At 42.6% G+C, this 19366-nt stretch carries 12 protein-coding genes; 1 reads left to right on the top strand and 11 read right to left on the bottom strand.

The genetic code is table 11. The annotated features are described in order from the left end of the window. From DFQ12_RS11405 to DFQ12_RS11445, 9 genes are all read right to left on the bottom strand, one after another. On the bottom strand, window positions 1-2241 hold the full coding sequence (locus tag DFQ12_RS11405; RefSeq protein ID WP_167457245.1) for a glycoside hydrolase family 95 protein: 2241 nt from the start codon (window positions 2239-2241) through the stop codon (window positions 1-3). 21 nt (window positions 2242-2262) lie between these two features. Continuing rightward, complete coding sequence (locus tag DFQ12_RS11410) at window positions 2263-3858, bottom strand: solute:sodium symporter family transporter (protein ID WP_120259039.1); 1596 nt, start codon at window positions 3856-3858, stop codon at window positions 2263-2265. 19 nt (window positions 3859-3877) lie between these two features. Beyond that, a complete protein-coding gene (locus DFQ12_RS11415) occupies window positions 3878-4918 on the bottom strand; it encodes a GntR family transcriptional regulator (RefSeq protein WP_120259040.1) in 1041 nt (346 codons plus the stop codon). A 9-nt stretch (window positions 4919-4927) separates the two neighbouring features. Then, entirely contained in the window at window positions 4928-6952 is a 2025-nt protein-coding gene (locus DFQ12_RS11420; protein WP_147420391.1) for an alpha-galactosidase, read from the bottom strand. 11 nt (window positions 6953-6963) lie between these two features. Then, window positions 6964-8142, bottom strand: coding sequence for a DUF4998 domain-containing protein (locus tag DFQ12_RS11425; RefSeq protein WP_167457246.1), 1179 nt, complete (start codon window positions 8140-8142; stop codon window positions 6964-6966). 20 nt (window positions 8143-8162) lie between these two features. Further along, entirely contained in the window at window positions 8163-9353 is a 1191-nt protein-coding gene (locus tag DFQ12_RS11430; protein ID WP_120259043.1) for a DUF5000 domain-containing lipoprotein, read from the bottom strand. Between the two features lie 23 nt (window positions 9354-9376). After that, the gene (locus DFQ12_RS11435; protein WP_120259044.1) at window positions 9377-11275 is read right to left on the bottom strand and encodes a RagB/SusD family nutrient uptake outer membrane protein; all 1899 of its coding nucleotides are present in this window, start codon (window positions 11273-11275) and stop codon (window positions 9377-9379) included. Window positions 11276-11288: 13 nt separating this feature from the next. Beyond that, window positions 11289-14480 (bottom strand): SusC/RagA family TonB-linked outer membrane protein, encoded by a 3192-nt coding sequence (locus DFQ12_RS11440; protein ID WP_208642507.1) that lies wholly within the window; start codon window positions 14478-14480, stop codon window positions 11289-11291. Window positions 14481-14756: 276 nt separating this feature from the next. Next, a complete protein-coding gene (locus tag DFQ12_RS11445) occupies window positions 14757-15062 on the bottom strand; it encodes a hypothetical protein (protein WP_120259046.1) in 306 nt (101 codons plus the stop codon). A gap of 710 nt (window positions 15063-15772) precedes the next feature. On the opposite strand from DFQ12_RS11445, the gene DFQ12_RS11450 reads away from it, so the two are divergent. Continuing rightward, on the top strand, window positions 15773-17008 hold the full coding sequence (locus DFQ12_RS11450) for a DKNYY domain-containing protein (protein ID WP_120259047.1): 1236 nt from the start codon (window positions 15773-15775) through the stop codon (window positions 17006-17008). A 96-nt stretch (window positions 17009-17104) separates the two neighbouring features. Here DFQ12_RS11450 and DFQ12_RS11455 read toward each other — a convergent pair whose 3' ends face one another. After that, window positions 17105-18568 (bottom strand): polysaccharide lyase 6 family protein, encoded by a 1464-nt coding sequence (locus tag DFQ12_RS11455; RefSeq protein ID WP_120259048.1) that lies wholly within the window; start codon window positions 18566-18568, stop codon window positions 17105-17107. Between the two features lie 40 nt (window positions 18569-18608). Next, window positions 18609-19364: a hypothetical protein gene (locus DFQ12_RS11460; RefSeq protein WP_147420392.1), complete on the bottom strand. Its 756-nt coding sequence runs from the start codon at window positions 19362-19364 to the stop codon at window positions 18609-18611. Window positions 19365-19366 lie beyond the last annotated feature (2 nt).

The following is a 19366-nucleotide window of genomic DNA, read 5'->3' on the forward strand; positions in this document are numbered from 1 at the left end:
TTAGGATTTGTTAACGAACTTGACTATTTTGTTTGCTTTCAGTTGAATCTTGTAAAGGTATTTGCCATTGACTTGCTCTTGCAATGCAAGACCTTCTAATCTGGAAGGACTTAATACCTGAATTGTTTGATCCTTTGGCGAAGAAAGGACGAGCTGCGTAATACTTCTGTTATTCCATTCCATCTTATCTAGCTGTACATTGCCCCGGGCTTTGAGTCCTTTGACTGTCCCGGCAGACCAACGATCGGGCAAGGCAGGAAGTAATTCCAGAACATCAGTTTGCGATTGTAGCAACATTTCACTCAGGGCAGCCACATAACCGAGGTTGCCGTCAATCTGAAAGGGTGGATGCGCACAGAGCAAGTTGGCATACACTCCGCCTCCATTGTTATAATCGATGCCCTCTCCGCCGACGAGGTTAATGAAATTCGTTAAAATCTTATAGGCATGATTTCCATCCTGTAATCTCGCCCAAAAGGCAACCTTCCAGGCCATGGACCAACCGGTAGATTCGTCGCCACGTGCGGTCAGGGTGACTCGTGCAGCCTTGGCAAGTTCCGGTGTTTTCAAAACCGAGAATTGATTGCCGGGATATAGGCCAAACAAATGCGATACATGGCGATGTTTGTCCTGTGGATCATCACGATCGGTTTCCCATTCCTGCAACTGCCCCCATTGACCAATCTTGGGTTTGAGCAATGCATCGCGAAGTGCCGTAATATGTTTACGATAGTCAGCGTCAATATTTAAAACTGTGCTTGCCTGGATGTAGTTGTTAAAGAGATCGTAAATAATCTGATGGTCATAGCTCACGGCATCCTCCGTGGGGCCATGTTCTGGCGACCAACCCTGTGGTGCCACCACAGTTCCGTCCGGTCTTCGTACCAGACGATCATCCCAAAATTCACTTACTTCTTTTAAAATTGGATATGCAAACTCGCGTAGATACTTCCCATCCTTATTAAAGGCATAATGTTCCCACAGGGCCTGCGCATACCAAGCACTTCCAGGGGTGTTCCAAAGAAAACTCTCGCCACCGAAGATATTATTTTCGGTCTTTACGGTCCAGCCCCGTACGCCCGGAAATTCCTTTTGTGTATTTACTTTCTTTACCTCGCGCATGCTATTGATATAATCGAGGTAAGGCCAGGCCGATTCACTCAGATTGGCCACTTCGGCAGGCCAATAGTTCATCTGCACATTGATATTGGAATGGTAGTCCGAGCGCCATGGCGGATTGTTGCTGTTGTTCCAGAGTCCCTGTAAATTTGCTGGCAGGCCACCTTTTCGGGAGGAGCTGATTAAAAGATAGCGTCCATACTGGTACAGCAAGGCTTCTAGCGCCGGGATCGGCTGTTTTTTATACGCTTCCAACAACATTTTTGTTGTCTGTTTGCCATCCAACTGACTATGGTCAAGATCCAGATCCACCCGGTTGAACAGTGCCGTATAATCTGCGACGTGCCTTGCCAATAGTTTATCTACGCCATATTTTCTCGCTTGGTTCAGATAACGTTCATTGGCGTGTACTGGATTTTCAGCCGACTTCCATTTTGTTGCCCGCGTATTGGCATAATCTGTTGCCGCACTCAGCAGCAGAACGATTCTATCAGCAGATTTTACCGTAAGGACAGCCTGTCCTTTTTCATCTTTTGTTTCGGAAAGTGAGCCACCGACCACCTGTACCTGCACCTGGGCAGCATACTGCATGCCATTGGCTAGCTTACCCTGAAACCGCAAATGGCCATCTTCCACTTGTACGGTCTGTCCATGTGTATCCTGAAGTGCAATTACGGCATTCAGTTTCCCTTTTCTACTGTTTGTATAGTCAAATACCATGACCTGATCCGGCTGACTGGCAAAATACCGTCGATTGATCTGCTGTCCATCCTGCTGATAGGCGGTTTCATGCAGCCCCTTATCCAAATTCAATTTCCGGCTATAAGCTGTAAAAGACTTGTTAACATCGGAATCAAAGCGAACAAAAAGATCACCGAAAGCCTGATAAGCGCCCGTTTCCTGTTCATCACCAGTCCATAGGCTATTTTCATTAAATTGAATATGTTCTTGATTTACTCCAGCAAAGATCATGGCGCCAATTCGTCCATTTCCGATGGGGTAAGCTTCGGTCATCCAGTCCGTAGCGGGCTTATTATCCCAGAGGTAATAGCGTTGTGCATAGCTTGTGGCTGAGCAAAGGGTCAAGCATGTAAAGATGAGGTATTTAATTTTTCTGTGCATTAACATAGCGACTTATACAATTTATTGAGCGATGCCCAATGGTGAAAAAACAAAATAGATGACAATCATCAATAGAATGAGAAAGGTGCCGACCCCATACCTCCCCTTCCAATAACTACCTTTGTCCTGACCTGAAAACTCAAATTGATAGACCGATAGGTAGTTTGGCTGGCTCAATTTACTTCCACACCAGATGACCAGCGCAACAGCGATAAATAGTAGTGCGAATAGGTGCAGATAGTGTAGTTCTGTCTTCCATACAAACACCAGCAGAAAATAACTAAACATATACAGGAACAAGCCAATTTGTGCCATCCTTGGTGTTACACGGCGGGAGAGAATCCCCAAGATCATAATGGTGAAGATCGGCATATTGAACAGCCCCGATACCGTTTGTAAGTACGTATAAAAACCATCGTGAGCAAAGAGAATAAAAGGTGCAATAAACATGGCCGAGATAGAGATGATCAATTCAAACAGTTTCCCTTTTCTGACCAGTTCTTTTTCATTAAGGTCTCTTTTCTTATATTCCAAATAAGGCTTGTAGATATTAAAAATGAATAAGCTACCACAGCTCTGAAGGCCGGCAGTATAGGTAGTCATTGCAGCACCAAAGACCAATGCCAAGGAAAAGCCAATCAGCACATCTGGAAAGATCAGTACAATAAGTTTTGGAAAAACGGAAGCTGTAGGCTGCACATGCGGCAATAAGTGTACGGCCAGGAGACCAGGTAAATTGATCAATAGTGGCATCAGGAGTTTCCCACCGGCAGCCAAAGTCATTCCCTTCTGTGCTTCTTTTAAATTTTTAGCGCTTAATGCCTGTTGCGCAATATAAGGTTCCATTCCCCAGTAATAGAAATTGATCAGCAACATCCCTGTAAACAAGGTGGAGAAAGGCACTGCGTCCTGTTTTGATCCCACGGCATTGAGGTGATCTCTTTTATCGTGAAACAGTTGCAATACACCAGTCCAGATATCACCATTACCCAGCTGCCAAAACGCGAAAATCGGAATGAGCACAGCAAGTATAAACAAACAGAGCCCGAGTCCCATGTCGGACAAAGAAATCAGCTTCAATCCCCCCAATATGCTGTATAAACTACCGATGATACCCAATGCCCAGACCAATAGCCAGATACTCTGCCAATAACTGATATGCAACAGTCCTGGCACATCAAACATTGTGGTCAGACTAAGCGCGCCACCGTATAATACCGGCGGCAATAAGTTAACAATATACCCGATCAAGATCAGAATAGAGACCAATATTTTGGTTTTGGAGTCAAACCGTAATGCTAAAAAGTCCGGTACTGTACGAAAGCCATGTTTGAAATAGATGGGCAGCAAAAATTCCGAAACCAAGAGCATGGCGACCACAGAGCTTACCCCCCAACCGATCACCGAAAGATTATTGATATAGACCGATTCATTTTCACCTATAAACTGATTGGCGCTCAGGTTGGTCAATAGCAAAGCCGAACCGACCATCCAAAAACTGTTGCTCTTTCCGGCAAGAAAGAAACCGTTTAATGTATTGGAATAATTGGTCTTAAACTTCCATAAGGATCCCAAAGCAACCAGACCAGTAAAAAGACAAAAACTAAAAACTATCATCGTAAAAACCTTTCCTATTTTATACGGAGTTGCGGTCTACCAATGTTGTTGGTACAACTTCCCTGATCAATGTTCTTTCCAGCACAAACCTGGCCGCCTCCGATCCGATCCGAGCAAAACTTGTCGAAAAGGTGGTAATACCGCCACTAATAATCTCTTTGATGACATCATCATTATGAGAAAGAATACCTAGATCCTGCCCCAAAGTCCAATCTTTTTGCAAAACTTCTTTCAGCATTTGGTACAGCTCTGGATTATGAATGGTAAAATAGAGCTTTCCTTTTTTTAGGTCGCCTACATGATATTGCTTTTCGATCCGCCCTTTTACTTTATACTCTTTTAGAAAGCGTAAGAAAGCATCTTTGATTTCATTGGGTTCGGCTGTATTTTCCCGAAAATAGAAGATCACTTCTTTATATTTTTTGATCTTTGGGTAAAGTTCTTGAAATACAGCATAGGTTGCCTCCTCAAATTCCTGTGACACATAGGAATAGTCTTCGCCAAGGTCCACCAAGCGATCAATAATCAATAATTTGGAAGCCGGGATGGAACGTAGCAGCAATTCAGATTCTTTATTTTCAATTGGAGCGACAATATATACGGTATATCGTCCCTGGATACGATTGAAAATATCTTCAAAAGTCTCCATGTTGTTGTGATGGAAAAAGAGATCCACTGTTACCTCCTCCGGAAGATTGGCCCGCAATTCATTCACCAATGTATCTTGAAAGGTATCGTACGCATATAACAGTACCGCAACTTTTTGTTTCATCTGCGTATTGTTGCTCACCACAAAATATCCCTTTCTGTTTTTTGATTCCACGACACCATGGGCAATCAGATCCCGATAAGCTTTGGCAAATGTTTCGCGTGCATAGCCTAGGTATTGGATCAAGTTATTGACAGAAGGTAAGCTGGAATGTACCTCCAGCTCATTAGCGTCAATGGCGTCCAATACCCCTTGTACAATACATTCATGTTTTGACAGAGTATTCAATGCTTCCAAGCGTTTGATCCGATCGATCAATACTTTAAAATGTTCTTCTTTGCTTATCTTCATACGTTGTGATTAAAGCAGGGCAATTTTAAATAATTTTGCTCCTGCTTGCTCAAAGGCAATGGATTTTTCAGCGCTAAGCTCTTGATTTGTTTTATCAAACAAGTCCACCGCCTTATATTTTTTGTTTGGCGTTAGGCCAATCTGTTTAAAATCTATGTTTATTGCTGCCGGGGTGGTATTGTAATTAAATACCGCCACATACAGATCTGTTCCTATCTTTTTGTAATAATAGGTATTTGCAGCTTTTCCTTCTACAAATCCTGCCGGACGGAAGCTCTTACCATCAGCTATAATCTTTAAAATTTCGGGATCCTGCAGATATTGATTCATCTTAGGTTGCCAGTTTTCCTTTTTCGATAAGTCATCGCCAAGGATAATGGTACCCGTTACAACGCCTGAAAGCAATCTTGCTTTATTGACTTCAGGACTTTCATCGTGAAAGACCAGGTGGTCTGCATCAATAAAATCATAGAGATGGGTCTGCCACCAACCGTAGCTGACACTGTTTAAGGTATACTGTGTTTGGTCGATCGTCTTCCAGGCATCGCAGGCAATTCTGCGCATATGTGCAAATTGTGCTGTCGCCAAGGAAGGAGAAATCGCTGCATAGATCAACATCTTACCCTGCAAAACATCGACCAAATGCTTCATTCCTACAGCGTATGCCTGCATACCCGTCTGAATTTTATTATCATAGAAACCCGTGGATTCGATTGCGGCATGAGAAAGAAAGTCGATCTTGATCATTCTAAACCCACAGTCGACCAATTTTCCCAAGATCACATCCATGCGGGCCTGTGTACCAGGATGTGTTGGATCCAAGGCCCGCCCCCCGTCTAAATTATGGTAGCCTTTTTGTGTTTTGGTCCAAAGTTGGCCAAAGGTAAATTGGCTTCCCTCTGCCTTGCGATCCGGTCCACTTCCATGGCCCCAGTCTGTAAAAGGAGCCCAATAAACACCGGGTTTAAGACCCAAAGAATCACAATAGCGAACAAACTGCTTCAATTGTGTATAGTCGCCCGACATTCCGCCTGGTGTCATATTATCCCAAAAGGAGTCCAGATCAATAAAAGCTTCGCCACCTGCATTACGGAAATAAGGTATATCCTTCGCAAAATATTCGGCTGTGGCCGTGGCATTCTGAAAATTGATTTTATCTTGTATCACACCCCAGCTATTCCAACCCACCGGGGTCGCACCTTGCCATTTTTGCACATAGGGAGGTGACAACTTACGGTGGATTTTAGCATAGTTTTCCAATCCCATACGCCAGTCATTTACATAAGACACCGCATATTTCGGCGAACGGATCACATTGCCGCTCACAAAACCATGGCCCATTGAATCCCGTGTAATAGCCACATCGGTAAATCCCGCTTTAGCAGCAATCAAGTTATACTGTCCATTGTCGCCTTTGATATCAATCCCCGATTTCCAGACTGATTGATCTAACGAACCGATCAATACGCCATGCGTACGCTCTCTGTCGTAGACCACAGCAACTTCCGCACTCACTTTATTGTTTGAAGAAATCGCCTTATTTTCATAGGAGATAAAGGTATCATTGTCAAAAGGAACCGCGACCTGATAAAGTGATTTCCCAAGCGATGATATGGTCGCATTGGACCATATCGGAACCAATTCATTACTTGACAGGTTTTTTCCTTTGACTTCCAATTCAAGGATAACCATATCACTGTTGTCATAGAAATAAAAATGCTGTAACAACGTTATTCCAGTAGTAGTCTTGGAAGAAACCGTATAACGTGTACCCTTTCCCAAATTATCCTGAATTACCGTCTCAGTCACTTTACGGCCATCCTTCAGTTTGTCTGTACTAATTTTTTGTCCATTGGCAAGCGTTAGATAAGCACTGGCATCTTTTAAATAGGTGACTTGATCTTTGCTTAGCGAATATGTTCCGGTCTGCTTGTTGTAAGCCAAGGTTATCCCCCCTTTTTTTACCTGAAAGGACTGGGCCGTTAACATTACCGTACTGAGCATAAAACATAGCGCGAAAATAGCTGTCTTCATTCTGCTTGATATTATTGTAAATTGATCTGAAACGCGTTAATCTTCATGTAATGGTCCGGTTGAAAATTGACCAGCATCCCCATATTTATGGTGACTTTTTCCTTGATTTCAAAATAGACCCCATCGGATTTTACGTCTGCATGGGCCATTGCCTGTTGAATTTGCTCAAGATCTGGAATTCCACTGTTTGCTTTGCTTACGACCAGTTTTGCCGGCGGTTGATCATAATTTGTCCAGGATAAGTTACAAAAAAAACGATATTTACCGGGAAATAAGGTTACTTTTTGCTCAATTTTACCATTTACGATCGCTGGAGCGCCCCATCCGGCTTCAATATTAACCACACCCCCATCATCCGAACCAAAGCCACCATAACCATTGTGGTTTTTCATGCTCGTATTGGTTATCCAATGATCCAGATTTCCCCAACGGTTGCCATCGAAAGCCGTCGCTGTAAACGGAGTTTTGTAATTCTTCAGACACCAAATACTGATGTCGCCTTTTTTTATCGGTAGTTTGTTGCGCTGCACCATAAAGGTATCAATCGCATTGCTATCAGGCCGAAATACAGTCTGGTAAGCAATCTCTTGATTCGGCAGATAGTCCAAGAGATTAATTTTCTCATTCAGCTCTTTCGTCCGCACCACGGTATCCGTAGTTGTATTGTTTTGATTCTTATAAGTCATGCGAACGGCATAGAATCCCACACTTGGTGTCACATCCTGTAAGGCAAGTTGAAATTGTTGATCAGCCATAAAATTCTGATCCAATATTGTCCGCTGGAAAAGTCCTTCACGATAACGATCGCCATAAACGTTTCCGACAAGAAAGGTTGGAACCGAAAATCTCCCTTGGCTATCTACTGTACGGACTTCGAAATTCATGGGCCCTTCCGGTAGATTTTCAATCACATAATGTACGGTATCGATAGCATCAGTCAATTTTACCGGAAACTTCATGGAATCCTGTTTACTGTTCCAATACACGCGCAGCTCGGAAACTCCGGCGTTCACCCGAAAGATGCCATCTACTTGTACACGATATTTTCCCGAACGTATTTTGATGGAATCCAGCTTCGCAGGATATACTATTTCCTGTCCATCGGTGAATTTCGTAAATTCATCCATCTTAGAACATGCGCCGAATAAACAAACGCCGAACAAGGCCAGTATGCATAGATATGTTCTCATCTTCATTTTCTTTTTAATAGTTAATAAACACCCCATACTTGTACTTGGGCAATCTGGATAAAGTAACTACCACGCCAGTTGCGCAGATTGCGGATCCGTAGATATTTGTATTTTGGTGCATCTTCGGGCATATCAAAAGACCAACCTGCGATGCCATATACTTCATCTGCGTTGGTATTTGTTCCAGCTGGAGTACCCGAAGGTTTTCGCACAGTACAGGTTGCCAGTTTAGACCAAGATTCCCAGGAGCCATCTAGATTTGGACTGTTACTTCCCCAGACTTCAAATTCACGCATGTTACCCTTATCGTAAAAACCATTTTCCCGACGTGGGAAAATCACGACACGACTTAATTTTGCTTCCTTACCGATAGAAAAAGTCAGGGATTGCGGAGCACCGGCACTTTCAACCGTATATAAGGCTGGCCATCGGGAGGGATTCATGTTGCCGTCCCACATCATTTCCGAAGTGGTCCCGTACATATACTGCGCATCCCCCGGTAAATGTAACGCTGCAAACTGCTGTCTCGGAAAAAGATTTTCTTCCAGAGGTGTCAGCGAAGTATACAACGTATCCGATTTATTTAACCATCGGTCACGCACATAAAAGGCAAATTTCATTTCACGGGATTTCAGTCCGCGGATATTATATAAGATCAGGGAATCCTGGCTATAATAGTTGTCCAAAGGCAAATATTCCCCATTATTCAGGGAGTCAACCATAGGGACAATAACGACATCACCTTTTTCCTGATTGATTGAACTGATCCGGACGCCGCCAAATGTCGGTGCAATTTTCATTTGCCCGAATACGAGATCAAAAATCGGTGTTTTAGGTTCTACTGTAACGTCCACAGCATCTGAAGCCACTTCGGCCTTATTGACGGCGTAAAGCTTTACAATATGTTTTTGTGTATCCGGAAAACCGTCGATTAAGATCTCATTTTTATAGGTTGATGATTTTACGATCCGTGTCTGTCCATTGGCCATGACATATTCGGCCTTTACATACAATACATTTTGACTGGACGGTAAACTGTAATGTATCGTTGCCTGTCCGTAGCCGTTGGTAACAGAAGTATTTTGCACAATACCTGGTTTCGTTTGGTCATCTTCAATCAGCGTCCATCCCTTTTCCTCTTTACAACCAGCCAATAGATAAAAAAGACCGATCAGGACATAGCAATAGTTTAAATATTTTAGATTTTTCATAATTTTTCTATTTAAATAAGGGATTACCAACCTGGATTTTGTACTAAGTTGGGATTGACCAAAAGGTTGTTTTCCCTTATCGGCCAGAAGTAATCTCTCGGTGCCACAAAACGTTGTTGAAAAAAGGTCTGCTCTTTATAGAAAAGTTCGGGATGATCTTTATCCTGGTTTCTATCCCAGCCGGTAATGTTTTTATTCAGCTCCTGTGCCGCCAGCTTCCAGCGTTTCAGATCCCAAAAACGTGATCCCTCAAAGCTCATTTCAATATTCCGTTCACGTTGGATAATGCTGCGCAAGCCTTGCTTGCTTGTCGGTTTAGCAGGGTTTAACGCATACTTTGACCAGGATTCTTGGATACCTTCCAACCCAGCCCTTTTCCGAATTTTATCGAGGTATAAAAAGACGTCAGCTGTTGGTCCCTCGCTTTCGTTCAAGGCTTCGGCATACATCAAGTACAGATCCGCCAGGCGCATCATCGGCCAAGGATATTCTTCAATGTGTGAACTATTGCCATCTTTGAAAGCAAATTTCCAATTCACTAATTTTTTGGGATAGTATGTCGTCACAGGAATAGAGAGTCCGCTGCCAAATAATCCCAGGCGCAACTGTGTGGTCCAGGTATTCTCATCACTACGGCTCGGACTATTTTCCATAAACCAGATCCCCCCATCAAAACCAACATTGGCGTAAAACCTATTTTCGCGATCAAAATGTACACGTGCAGTCTGATAATTCTGAATATTATTGAACCGCTCTGCATAGTTACCCGAACGAAGCTGATTCTTATTACTAAAATCCAGGGTTTTATCTTCATCCATTGGCACGCCATTTCGGGTATAGAATTGGTCAACAATCTTTAAGGAAGGTGCTAAGGTACCATGTACACTGTTATTACCTGCATTATTAGGATCAATATGTGCCATGGATGAATACTGCATCTGCCAGGCCCGTGAAGTCGGATTTGCCCAGATAATTTCCTTGTTCCATTTTTCAGTCACAGCATTCCGAACGCTCATTTGAATCATTGTCGTATCGGAGAGCGGAAATACAGTACCAGGAAATTGGTATAAACCCATTCCCAGGTTCTCGCATGCGGTAATCGCTTCTTTTGCAGCACGGGCGGCCTTCTGCCATTTTTCCAACTGAAAGCTCTGGTTGAAAAACAGCGTACCATCGACATTTTTAAAGGTTGCATAATCCGTATTACCGTTAAACAGCGGACTCGCGGCATACAATAATACTTTTGCTTTAATCCCCAAGGCAATAGGCTTTGTAATACGGCCCAAATCCGTAACCGGAGACTGGACCGTATTGGGTAGTTTAGGAATTGCCTCGTCAAGAACCTTGACTATATAATCGACAACCTCATCAATAGGCTGGCGTTTAACTTTTGCATCCTCGATAGAAGTATTTACAGATAAGTTGACATCCATTGTAGGAATAGGTCCGTAATGCCGCATCAACATAAAGTGATAGTATGCTTTTAAGAACATCACCTCTCCTTCCCAGGTGGTACGCTCGTCCTGTGTCATATCACGTACTTTTTCGGGATTACGAATATTTTCCAGAAAAATATTACAGTCGCGAATGGCATTATACATATAACCATCCCAATAGTTCACATAGGGATTGGTGACGTTCTGATTTCCACGGGCAATATTCCAGTTTGTTCCATCAATACTGAGAGTTGGGTAGTCCAGCCAGAATTCATCCCCTGCAAGGTAAGCTGGATTTCTGGTCGGATCACCATCCGGCGGCAGGTATGAATAACAGGTAGCCAAGTACTTTATTGCTTCGCTACGCATCGTAAATGCATTATCTATTGTCGCCACATTATCCGGCACGACATCCAAATAGTTGCAGGATTGAAAAAACAATAAACCTGACGCAACCAGTAATTTAATTAATCTTAGATTTTTCATGATAAACTGCCTTTTAAAATCCTACGTTAATACCTACGTTATACACAGCCTGCACAGGATAGCCTAATCCTTCACCACCCATTTCAGGATCCCACATCTTAAATTTGCTCCATACGGCAAGGTTGAGTGCATTGACATAAAAACGGACATTGGACATCTTAAACTTGTTGAGAAACTGATTTGGTAGATTGTAGCCCAATTCAACAGATTTCAATCGCAAGAATGCGCCATTACGCATCCACCAGGTTGAAAACTGATTATTATTGTTGTTAAAACCATCCGTCAAGCGTGGCCACAGGGCCCTAACATCCTGGTTATCTTCGGACCAATAGCTGTTTGCCACTTCCTGCAACAAACCGTTTTGATAAGGTCCGTTGATCGCAAAAGGTGTAATATTTCCCGGATCAATAAAGAATGATGAACGGGCAGATCCCTGTAGGAATGCACTGACATCAAAGCCTTTGAAACCCACAGAAAAACCCATACCATAAATAATTTGGGGATCTGTCGGATAACCGATCGGCACTTTGTCTAAATCCGTGATTTTACCATCGCCATTGATATCTCTGTATTTGATATCACCACCCATGGTTTTAAAGGCGCCACCAAAATTTTGTAGCGGCGAGTTTTCCGCTTCGATATCATCGACAAACAGACGTTCAGCAATCAGACCATACGATTGTTTGATCGGATGTCCCAGCCGAGAGAGGTAGGATAAATTTGCCGGATAGTCAGGCTCTTCGTTAACCAGTAATTTGTTGGTTGCATAGGTCATATTTGCCCGCAACTGAGTCCACCAGGTATTTTGAAAGGACTTATTGTAATCCAGGGCCAAGTCAAATCCTCGGCTCTGCGCCTTTCCGATATTAGCCTGAATATCGGACTGAAAACCAGTTGTAGAAGGAATATTCGAACGCACCATTAGGATATTGCTGCGGGTAGAGTTGTAATAATCAAACACCACACCTAAGCCATTTTTTAGGTTCAGGTCAAATCCAGCATCGAAGGTCTTTGCCCGTTCCCAGGTAATATCACGATTTTCATACCGCGATATGGAATAACCAGGCCGTGTGTAATCCCAGTTATTTCCCCAAGAGAAACCTCGGCCACCGTTATTCGGATTCACTTGCGATAGGTAGAAGAAACGATCCCGGTCTTCGCCAATCTGATCGTTACCCACCAGACCATAGGTTGCTCTCAATTTTAAGCGGGAAACGACAGGGGTCATAAATTCAAACATTTTTTCCTCATTTAGGTTCCATCCTACACCAAAAGATGGGAAGAAACCAAAACGATGATCTTTGGAGAAACGTTCAGAACCGTTGTAGCCGAAGTTGAACTCAAAAAGGTAGCGGTTTTTGTAGGCATAGGTTGCGCGACCTGACACCCCGAGGTTGCGAGCAGGCAAAGAAGCCTGCAAGTCGCCACCGTTAGCGGTCTGATAATTACGGATAATACCGATCAACATCCCTGTGATATCATGGTCCTCAGCGATGGTGCGGTTGTAATTGACAGCAAACTCACCATAAGTCGTGGTATTTAGAATCTTATTTCCCTGGTTGTAATCCAGATATTCCGTACCCTCATTTTCGTTGAGCAGACTTAAAACCGTATTGCTGGTACCTGGGATCCGGACCAAATTGTAATAAAATGGCTTAAAGCTCCGCGTGACAGAAAAATAAGAATAGCGTTGTGTATAGGCCATTAAGCGAGCGGATAGACCTTTGGTAATAAAATCGAAATTCTGTTTCAGTTCCAATTGCACATTGACTGTGGAGCTATTATATTCCTGAAAACCATTGACCATATTGGCGTAGGGATTGTTATATAGCGTTTTGGTGGTTGGAATAAAGTTATTTCCGAAAAGCGGATGCGTCGCAAATGGAGAATAGGAAGATGGATAAATTGCCGGAAACATTACCGGGTTGGACCAAATTGCTTCACGAAATACGCGCTGTCCACCATTGATCAGATTTCCCCATTTATCATAGCCCCCTATTGGTCCTGTATAGTCATCAAATTGGGCCGAAGTACGGATAATTCCAATAGTCGTTGGGGTAACATTTAAGGTAATATTAGAACGTAAGGAGTAGTTTTTCAGGTTGATATTATTATCAAAGCTATTACTATTTTCGGATCGCAGAATTCCCTTATCGTTATTAAAGGTACCTGCGACATAATATTGAGCAAGGTTTCCCCCACCGGTGACATTGAAGTTAAAGCGTTGGTTGTTGGTATAGTCCTTTATCAGCTGGTCGATCCAGTTATTATTGGGATAGAGCAACGGGTCGTCCCCCCGTTCAGTATGATCAATTTTGTTTTGGCTATAAGGAAGGGTTCCTTTCGGATCTCTGGTCAATACCGCCTCATTAGCCATCTTCATATAGGTGATATTATCGGCGAATTTAAAATTACGCGTGTTGGTTGAGATGGAGTTCTCAAAACGTGCATTGAATTTTGCCTTACCGACAATACCGCTTTTGGTGTTGACCAAAACAACCCCATTTGCACCTCTAGCGCCATATAACGAAGAGGCTGCTGCATCTTTCAATACGGAAAAACCAGCGATATCATCAGGCTGTAAGCGGGCCAGTGCGGTGGTATTGGATTCCATTCCGTCGATCAAAATCAAAGGATCCTTTTTCCCAGCGCCAAAAGAACCGACGCCGCGAATAAAGAAGGAAGCGTTGTCATTACCTGGTTCCCCACTCCGCTGGTAAGCAATTAGTCCTGCTACCCGACCCGCCAGCATGGAGGTCAGATTGGATGTTGGTCCCTTAATTTCTTTCGGATTGATCGAGGTAATGGAGGCCACCATACTCGTTTTTTTCTGCGTACCGTAGGCTACGACAGTCACTTCATCCAGATTGGAACTTGATGAGGATAAGTAAATGGTCATGCGGTTGGTACTCGTGACCTGAACAGTTTTGCGGTCGAATCCGACCGAAGTCAGGACAAGATAATCATTGATGTGTGCATCTTTAATCAGAAATTGTCCCTGTGCATCCGTTGATACAACTGCATTCTTTCCCATAAAGGCAATTGTAACATTGGAAATGGGTAAATGTCCGACGCTATCCAATACAACTCCTCTCAATTCAAACGATTGGTTCTGTGCGTGCGCAAAACCAGCCATTAGCATAAAAAGGAAGACAAGACTACATCGCTGCCATTTACAGATTCGGTAATACATGTGGTAGATCATAAATTGGTCTTCTTATAGATTGGTTATTATACAGTAGTATGGCGAGTATCAATCTATACTATTCTATACTACTATACAATAGTAAAAACATTTTCCGACATCCGCAAATATTTTTTAATAATAGCTTCTGTTTGTACGATATATGGCACCAGTGGGCAACTACAAAAGGTGGGATTTGTTATAAAAATAAAAGCGGTATATACCGTGAAAAGTGAGGTTATATACCGCTAGGGAATCTATTTAGAAAATTTTACACAAAAAAAAGGTAGGCCTAGCCTACCCTTTTGTCAATGAGTGGTGATATTTTAAGGTATGATTGAGCGAATGTGCAGTCTGCCGGGCATCGTCCTGATAAGACGACAGATCCCCACAATTTCGAATGTCTGCCACATCCACTTTCTTTCTTACTTTGCTGATGACCTGATTTAGTTCGGATTTCCAGTTGCCCGGATCACCAAAATCGTCCATCCAATTTTTATTGATAAACCTTTTGTAGTTCAAAAGCAAAATATACAATTCCTCACCACTACCGGCGCGATTGATTGACGTGCGCCAGTTCTCTAATTTGTCTTTAAAACTCATAACCAGCAATATACAAAAAAAATATTGCTTATCCAAATAATTACTCAGATGAGGACAGAAAGCCAACGCAAATATGACTATACTTCCATAAAGTCCTGCTTTTTGATATCAAAACCTCCCGCTGTCCTTAGTTAGTTCTTGTGCAGTGTTAATACCCATTGGAATAAAAACTATCGTGTATAACCAATTCGGGATTTACTCATGAATTGGTATCGCTAATTTAGGATAGGTACCTTTCAGGAAGATTATAGGAACCAACCTAACCCCTCGTTTGCATTTTCTTTGCTTTTTGTTTACCGTTTTGATCCTATTTCTTTAACATTATAACAAAGAAACAGCAACGGAATACCAAAGAAATAGCAAGCCAGGTCCCTAGCAGTCTCGAAGAAGGTTCGAAGAAACGGCCTAGAAACGGCCTAGAATAAGTAATAAATAACCAAAGAATCACCAATAAATAAGCAAAGAAATAGCAATAAATAAGCAGAGAATAAGCAAAGAAAAGAGGCAATCTTTTTAAGAAGGGCTAGTTTTTCCGTTTTTAGCAACGGTACAACTTTGATAAAAGGTCAATGATTCACAAAAAAGAGAATCGGTATAAAATTAACAGAAAATAAAATCACCATTAAACCTTAAACAACTTTCTTTTGTCTTATCAATAAATAACAAAAATACGATTATTTTCTTTTAAGTTTACACAGAAGATTTATTTTATGATCAAGGCTACTTTAAAAATTCTCGCGCTAACACTGTCTATAACAGCTGTCACTATTCCCAATGTAAGCTTGGGCTATCCAATCGTTAAGGATCAGCCAAACCACTTCTTTTTACTCCAACAGGAACTTGGGGGTGGCTATATCAAAATCGGCAATCAGATCCTCTATAGAGGCCAAGAGGTGAAGGATGCCAATGCTTCTACTTTCAAATATCTCAAGGATGGTCATGCTAAAGATGCTTGGAAAGTTTATTTTCGTGGCAACATAATCAAGGATGCGTCGGCTTCGTCATTTCAAGTATTAACAAGCGGCTATACTAAAGATGCCTGGAAAGTATACTTCCGAGGGGAACCCATGCCAGATGCCTCGGCTTCATCATTTCAAGTATTAACAGGCGGCTATACTAAAGATGCCTGGAAAGTCTTTTACAGCGGTCAGGTAATCCCCAATGCATCAGCTTCTTCTTTCAAATTGTTAGGCAATGGCTATTCCAAGGATTCATGGAAAGTATATTTTCGAGGTGAGCTATTGCAAGAGGCGTCGGCTTCATCGTTTCAGATACTAGGTGATCATTATACCAAAGATTCCTGGAAAGTCTTTTACAGAGGACAAGTAATCAAAGATGCATCAGCCAGTACCTTCACACTCGTAGGAGATGGTTATTACAGGGATTCCTGGAAAGTCTTTTACAGCGGACAGGTAATCCCCAATGCATCAGCCTCCACTTTCAAGGTCTTAGGGGATGGGTATTCCAGAGATTCATGGAAGGCATTTTATTTCGGGAAAGAAATAGCGGAAGCAAATGCCTCCAGTTTTGAAAATTTGGGGCAAGGTTATGCTAAAGACCGATGGAACAGCTACTACAAAGGTCAGAAGAGTGGCCAACAAGGCGGGGCCGCAGTAAAGGTCCTTGGTGGCGGTTATGCCAAAGATAACTGGGAAGTGTTTTATAAAAGTGAAAAACTGCAGGGAGCAACAGCCTCTTCATTTGAATATATTGCTGATGGTTATGCCAAAGACCGCTGGGAAGTTTATTATCAGGGCATCAAAATAACCGATGCCACTGCCAGTTCCTTTACCGTTCTTGGTGGCGGTTATGCTAAAGATCGCTGGGAAGTTTTCTACCGTGGTCAGAAAGTGGAAGACGCGACAGCTTCTTCATTTGAGTACCTTGAAAAAGGTTATGCCAAAGATAGGTGGAACCAATACTACCGCGGTGAAAAAGTAAAGTAATCCGGAGCCAACAGATTCCCTAAAAAAAACACCCTCATTTCTTTCTATTTAAATAGAAAGAAATGAGGGCAAACCGGGTCCTTCCGACACAAACCCTTACGGATTGATGACCAAGCTATTTCCCAGTCCCGTCATAAATCCCGGACCGATATTTTGTGCTTTCAGTAAATCCCGATGTTTAGCGTCCAATTTTGGAGCACCAGCATCCGCTGCGGCAGCAAAAGGATAATTACCGACAAAAGCACCCAACACCGGACTGGTACTGGTCGGCTCATAGATTCCATCAGTTGTCAACGTATATTTTGGATTTTGACGTGTAAAACCAGCTGGAAGCTGTTGGCTCGTCGGCACATCAAATACAATATTTCCCTGGTAGGTAAAATTAATGGGTTGATCTGTAAAGGTCAGCACGGTTGAACTTGCAGCTTGCGACACCACATTATTGGCGATATGTCCATCTGTTGGTGGCAAGGTGCGACTGTTCCCCCCTTTTCCCGAACCGATATCGAATGATTGCTTACATTTAATCATGGTGTTGGCCACCACCTTCACACGTTTTACTTGATAGTAACCACTTAACGGCGAATTAGGTACACCATCCATGACAGCCAAAGGTGCTTTTTGTCCTGTTCCCGCCATATTTTGGAAGTAATTGTTGTAGACAATATGATCCTCTCCAATGATCCGGATACCACCAGCTGCACTATTGCCGTTACCGACAAAATAGTTCCCATAAACAGCAGAACCATTTCCATGTCTCAAGCACAGCGTCCCTTCGCTCTCGTGGAAGAAGTTATTGCGGATGGTATCGCCGCCCATCTTGTTCGAGATAATTTCAGTTTCACCGTTGCAACGTTGAAAGATGTTATCTTCAATCGTCGTGAATGCACTGGTCATAGACCAGTCACTTGTTCCGATACGGATGGTTTCACCGCCGTTATTCGGTAGCTCTGCCCGTTCCCCAAAGAAATTGTGATCGATCCGATGCTTCATCGTTTTATTTGTCCCCCAGACCACCATCGTAGGCCCTTGATGCAATTTCCCCTTAAGGTAACAATGATCAATACGATGATTCGATCCATTAATGGATACCCATCTATAGTCAGTCGTTGCTGCCGGTGGATTATAATCCACAATAACCGTATTTGTCAACCGACAATTTGATGAAGAAGAGGTGAAATCAACCACATTTTTTCCAGAGGTATACCCATTTTGGAATACCAGTCCATTAACCACGAGCCATTTACCCGTAATGCTAATGGAAGAAGTACCTTTCATGATCACTGCTCCAGGTTGTTCAGCGAGCAGCACAATAGGCTGCTGACTTGTTCCCTGCGCACTAAATGTCAGTTCCTGATTTGTCCATTGCCCCGATTTCATAATCACCGTGTCGCCTGGCTGTAGACTTAAAGCCTGCAAATCAGCAGCCGATTGAATGGTATGGCATTGCACACAGGCGATACCATTTAATTGCAATTTTACCGCAGCTGGTTTTTCACAGCTACTCCCCATCACTAATAAAAGTGATAAAGCGGATAATACCGAAAAGTTTCTCATCATATTTACATTTGTTTATAAGGTTCATTTTGCCCCACAGTACTTAAAAAGGATACACCGTAGTATTTCCTTTGGATCCAAAAACATGGACCACGCCATTCGTTGTCACGTAACCACCAGATCTATTTGTTGTTTTATCGTTGATCTGAATCGGCGCCAGATCATTGTTATTGACCAATTTTAGATACATCACACCCTCCTGGTTAAAACCTTTCCCTTCGTTCATGTAGCCCAACAGGGAGCTTTTACTTGCCACTGTATTTACGGGAAGCAATGTTTTGGCTTTGACATTGGAAATAGTCAATTTATCAAAGTTGTAATTGCCTTGTAAAATGAGATAAAGAAAATAATTGCGTACATCGTCACGGTTATAATCTTCCCATTTCGTAGCTGGTCTGGTAATTGGTTTACCTGTACCATCCACCCCAGTCACAATAGGGACATCGAAGAAAAGTCCAGCAGTCACCTTTTTCGTTTTGGTATCCCATGTTTTTATCGCGTCATTGTGTAAAAAAATAAATGTGCGATCCGTCTTCTCCAATTCCTCAAGACCTATACCAGCATACTCCAATCCTTTGCGCATCCATTTAAAGATCGTATCCGATGGATTCTCTGTAGTTTCATAGGAACGATTTTCTAAGAATTTACGTGCACTGATCCCAATATTCGGATCCAGTGTTTTATGTTTGTAATCGTAATTTTCCTGTAATTCCAAATCGAAAAGCGAACAGCCTGTCAGCAGCAAACTTGCTGCAATAACCATATATTGTGTCCATTTTATATTAAACAATCTTTTCATGT

The organism is Sphingobacterium detergens (assembly GCF_003610355.1).
Classification (GTDB): Bacteria; Bacteroidota; Bacteroidia; order Sphingobacteriales; family Sphingobacteriaceae; genus Sphingobacterium; species Sphingobacterium detergens.

Bases quoted from the DNA above. Each gene is read 5' to 3' on its own strand.
- DFQ12_RS11455 (WP_120259048.1), bottom strand. From the start codon at position 18,568: ATGATGAGAAACTTTTCGGTATTATCCGCTTTATCACTTTTATTAGTG.
- DFQ12_RS11420 (WP_147420391.1), bottom strand. From the start codon at position 6,952: ATGAAGACAGCTATTTTCGCGCTATGTTTTATGCTCAGTACGGTAATG.
- DFQ12_RS11415 (WP_120259040.1), bottom strand. From the start codon at position 4,918: ATGAAGATAAGCAAAGAAGAACATTTTAAAGTATTGATCGATCGGATC.
- DFQ12_RS11460 (WP_147420392.1), bottom strand. From the start codon at position 19,364: ATGAAAAGATTGTTTAATATAAAATGGACACAATATATGGTTATTGCA.
- DFQ12_RS11430 (WP_120259043.1), bottom strand. From the start codon at position 9,353: ATGAAAAATCTAAAATATTTAAACTATTGCTATGTCCTGATCGGTCTT.
- DFQ12_RS11440 (WP_208642507.1), bottom strand. From the start codon at position 14,480: ATGATCTACCACATGTATTACCGAATCTGTAAATGGCAGCGATGTAGT.
- DFQ12_RS11450 (WP_120259047.1), top strand. From the start codon at position 15,773: ATGATCAAGGCTACTTTAAAAATTCTCGCGCTAACACTGTCTATAACA.
- DFQ12_RS11425 (WP_167457246.1), bottom strand. From the start codon at position 8,142: ATGAGAACATATCTATGCATACTGGCCTTGTTCGGCGTTTGTTTATTC.
- DFQ12_RS11435 (WP_120259044.1), bottom strand. From the start codon at position 11,275: ATGAAAAATCTAAGATTAATTAAATTACTGGTTGCGTCAGGTTTATTG.
- DFQ12_RS11410 (WP_120259039.1), bottom strand. From the start codon at position 3,858: ATGATAGTTTTTAGTTTTTGTCTTTTTACTGGTCTGGTTGCTTTGGGA.
- DFQ12_RS11405 (WP_167457245.1), bottom strand. From the start codon at position 2,241: ATGCACAGAAAAATTAAATACCTCATCTTTACATGCTTGACCCTTTGC.
- DFQ12_RS11445 (WP_120259046.1), bottom strand. From the start codon at position 15,062: ATGAGTTTTAAAGACAAATTAGAGAACTGGCGCACGTCAATCAATCGC.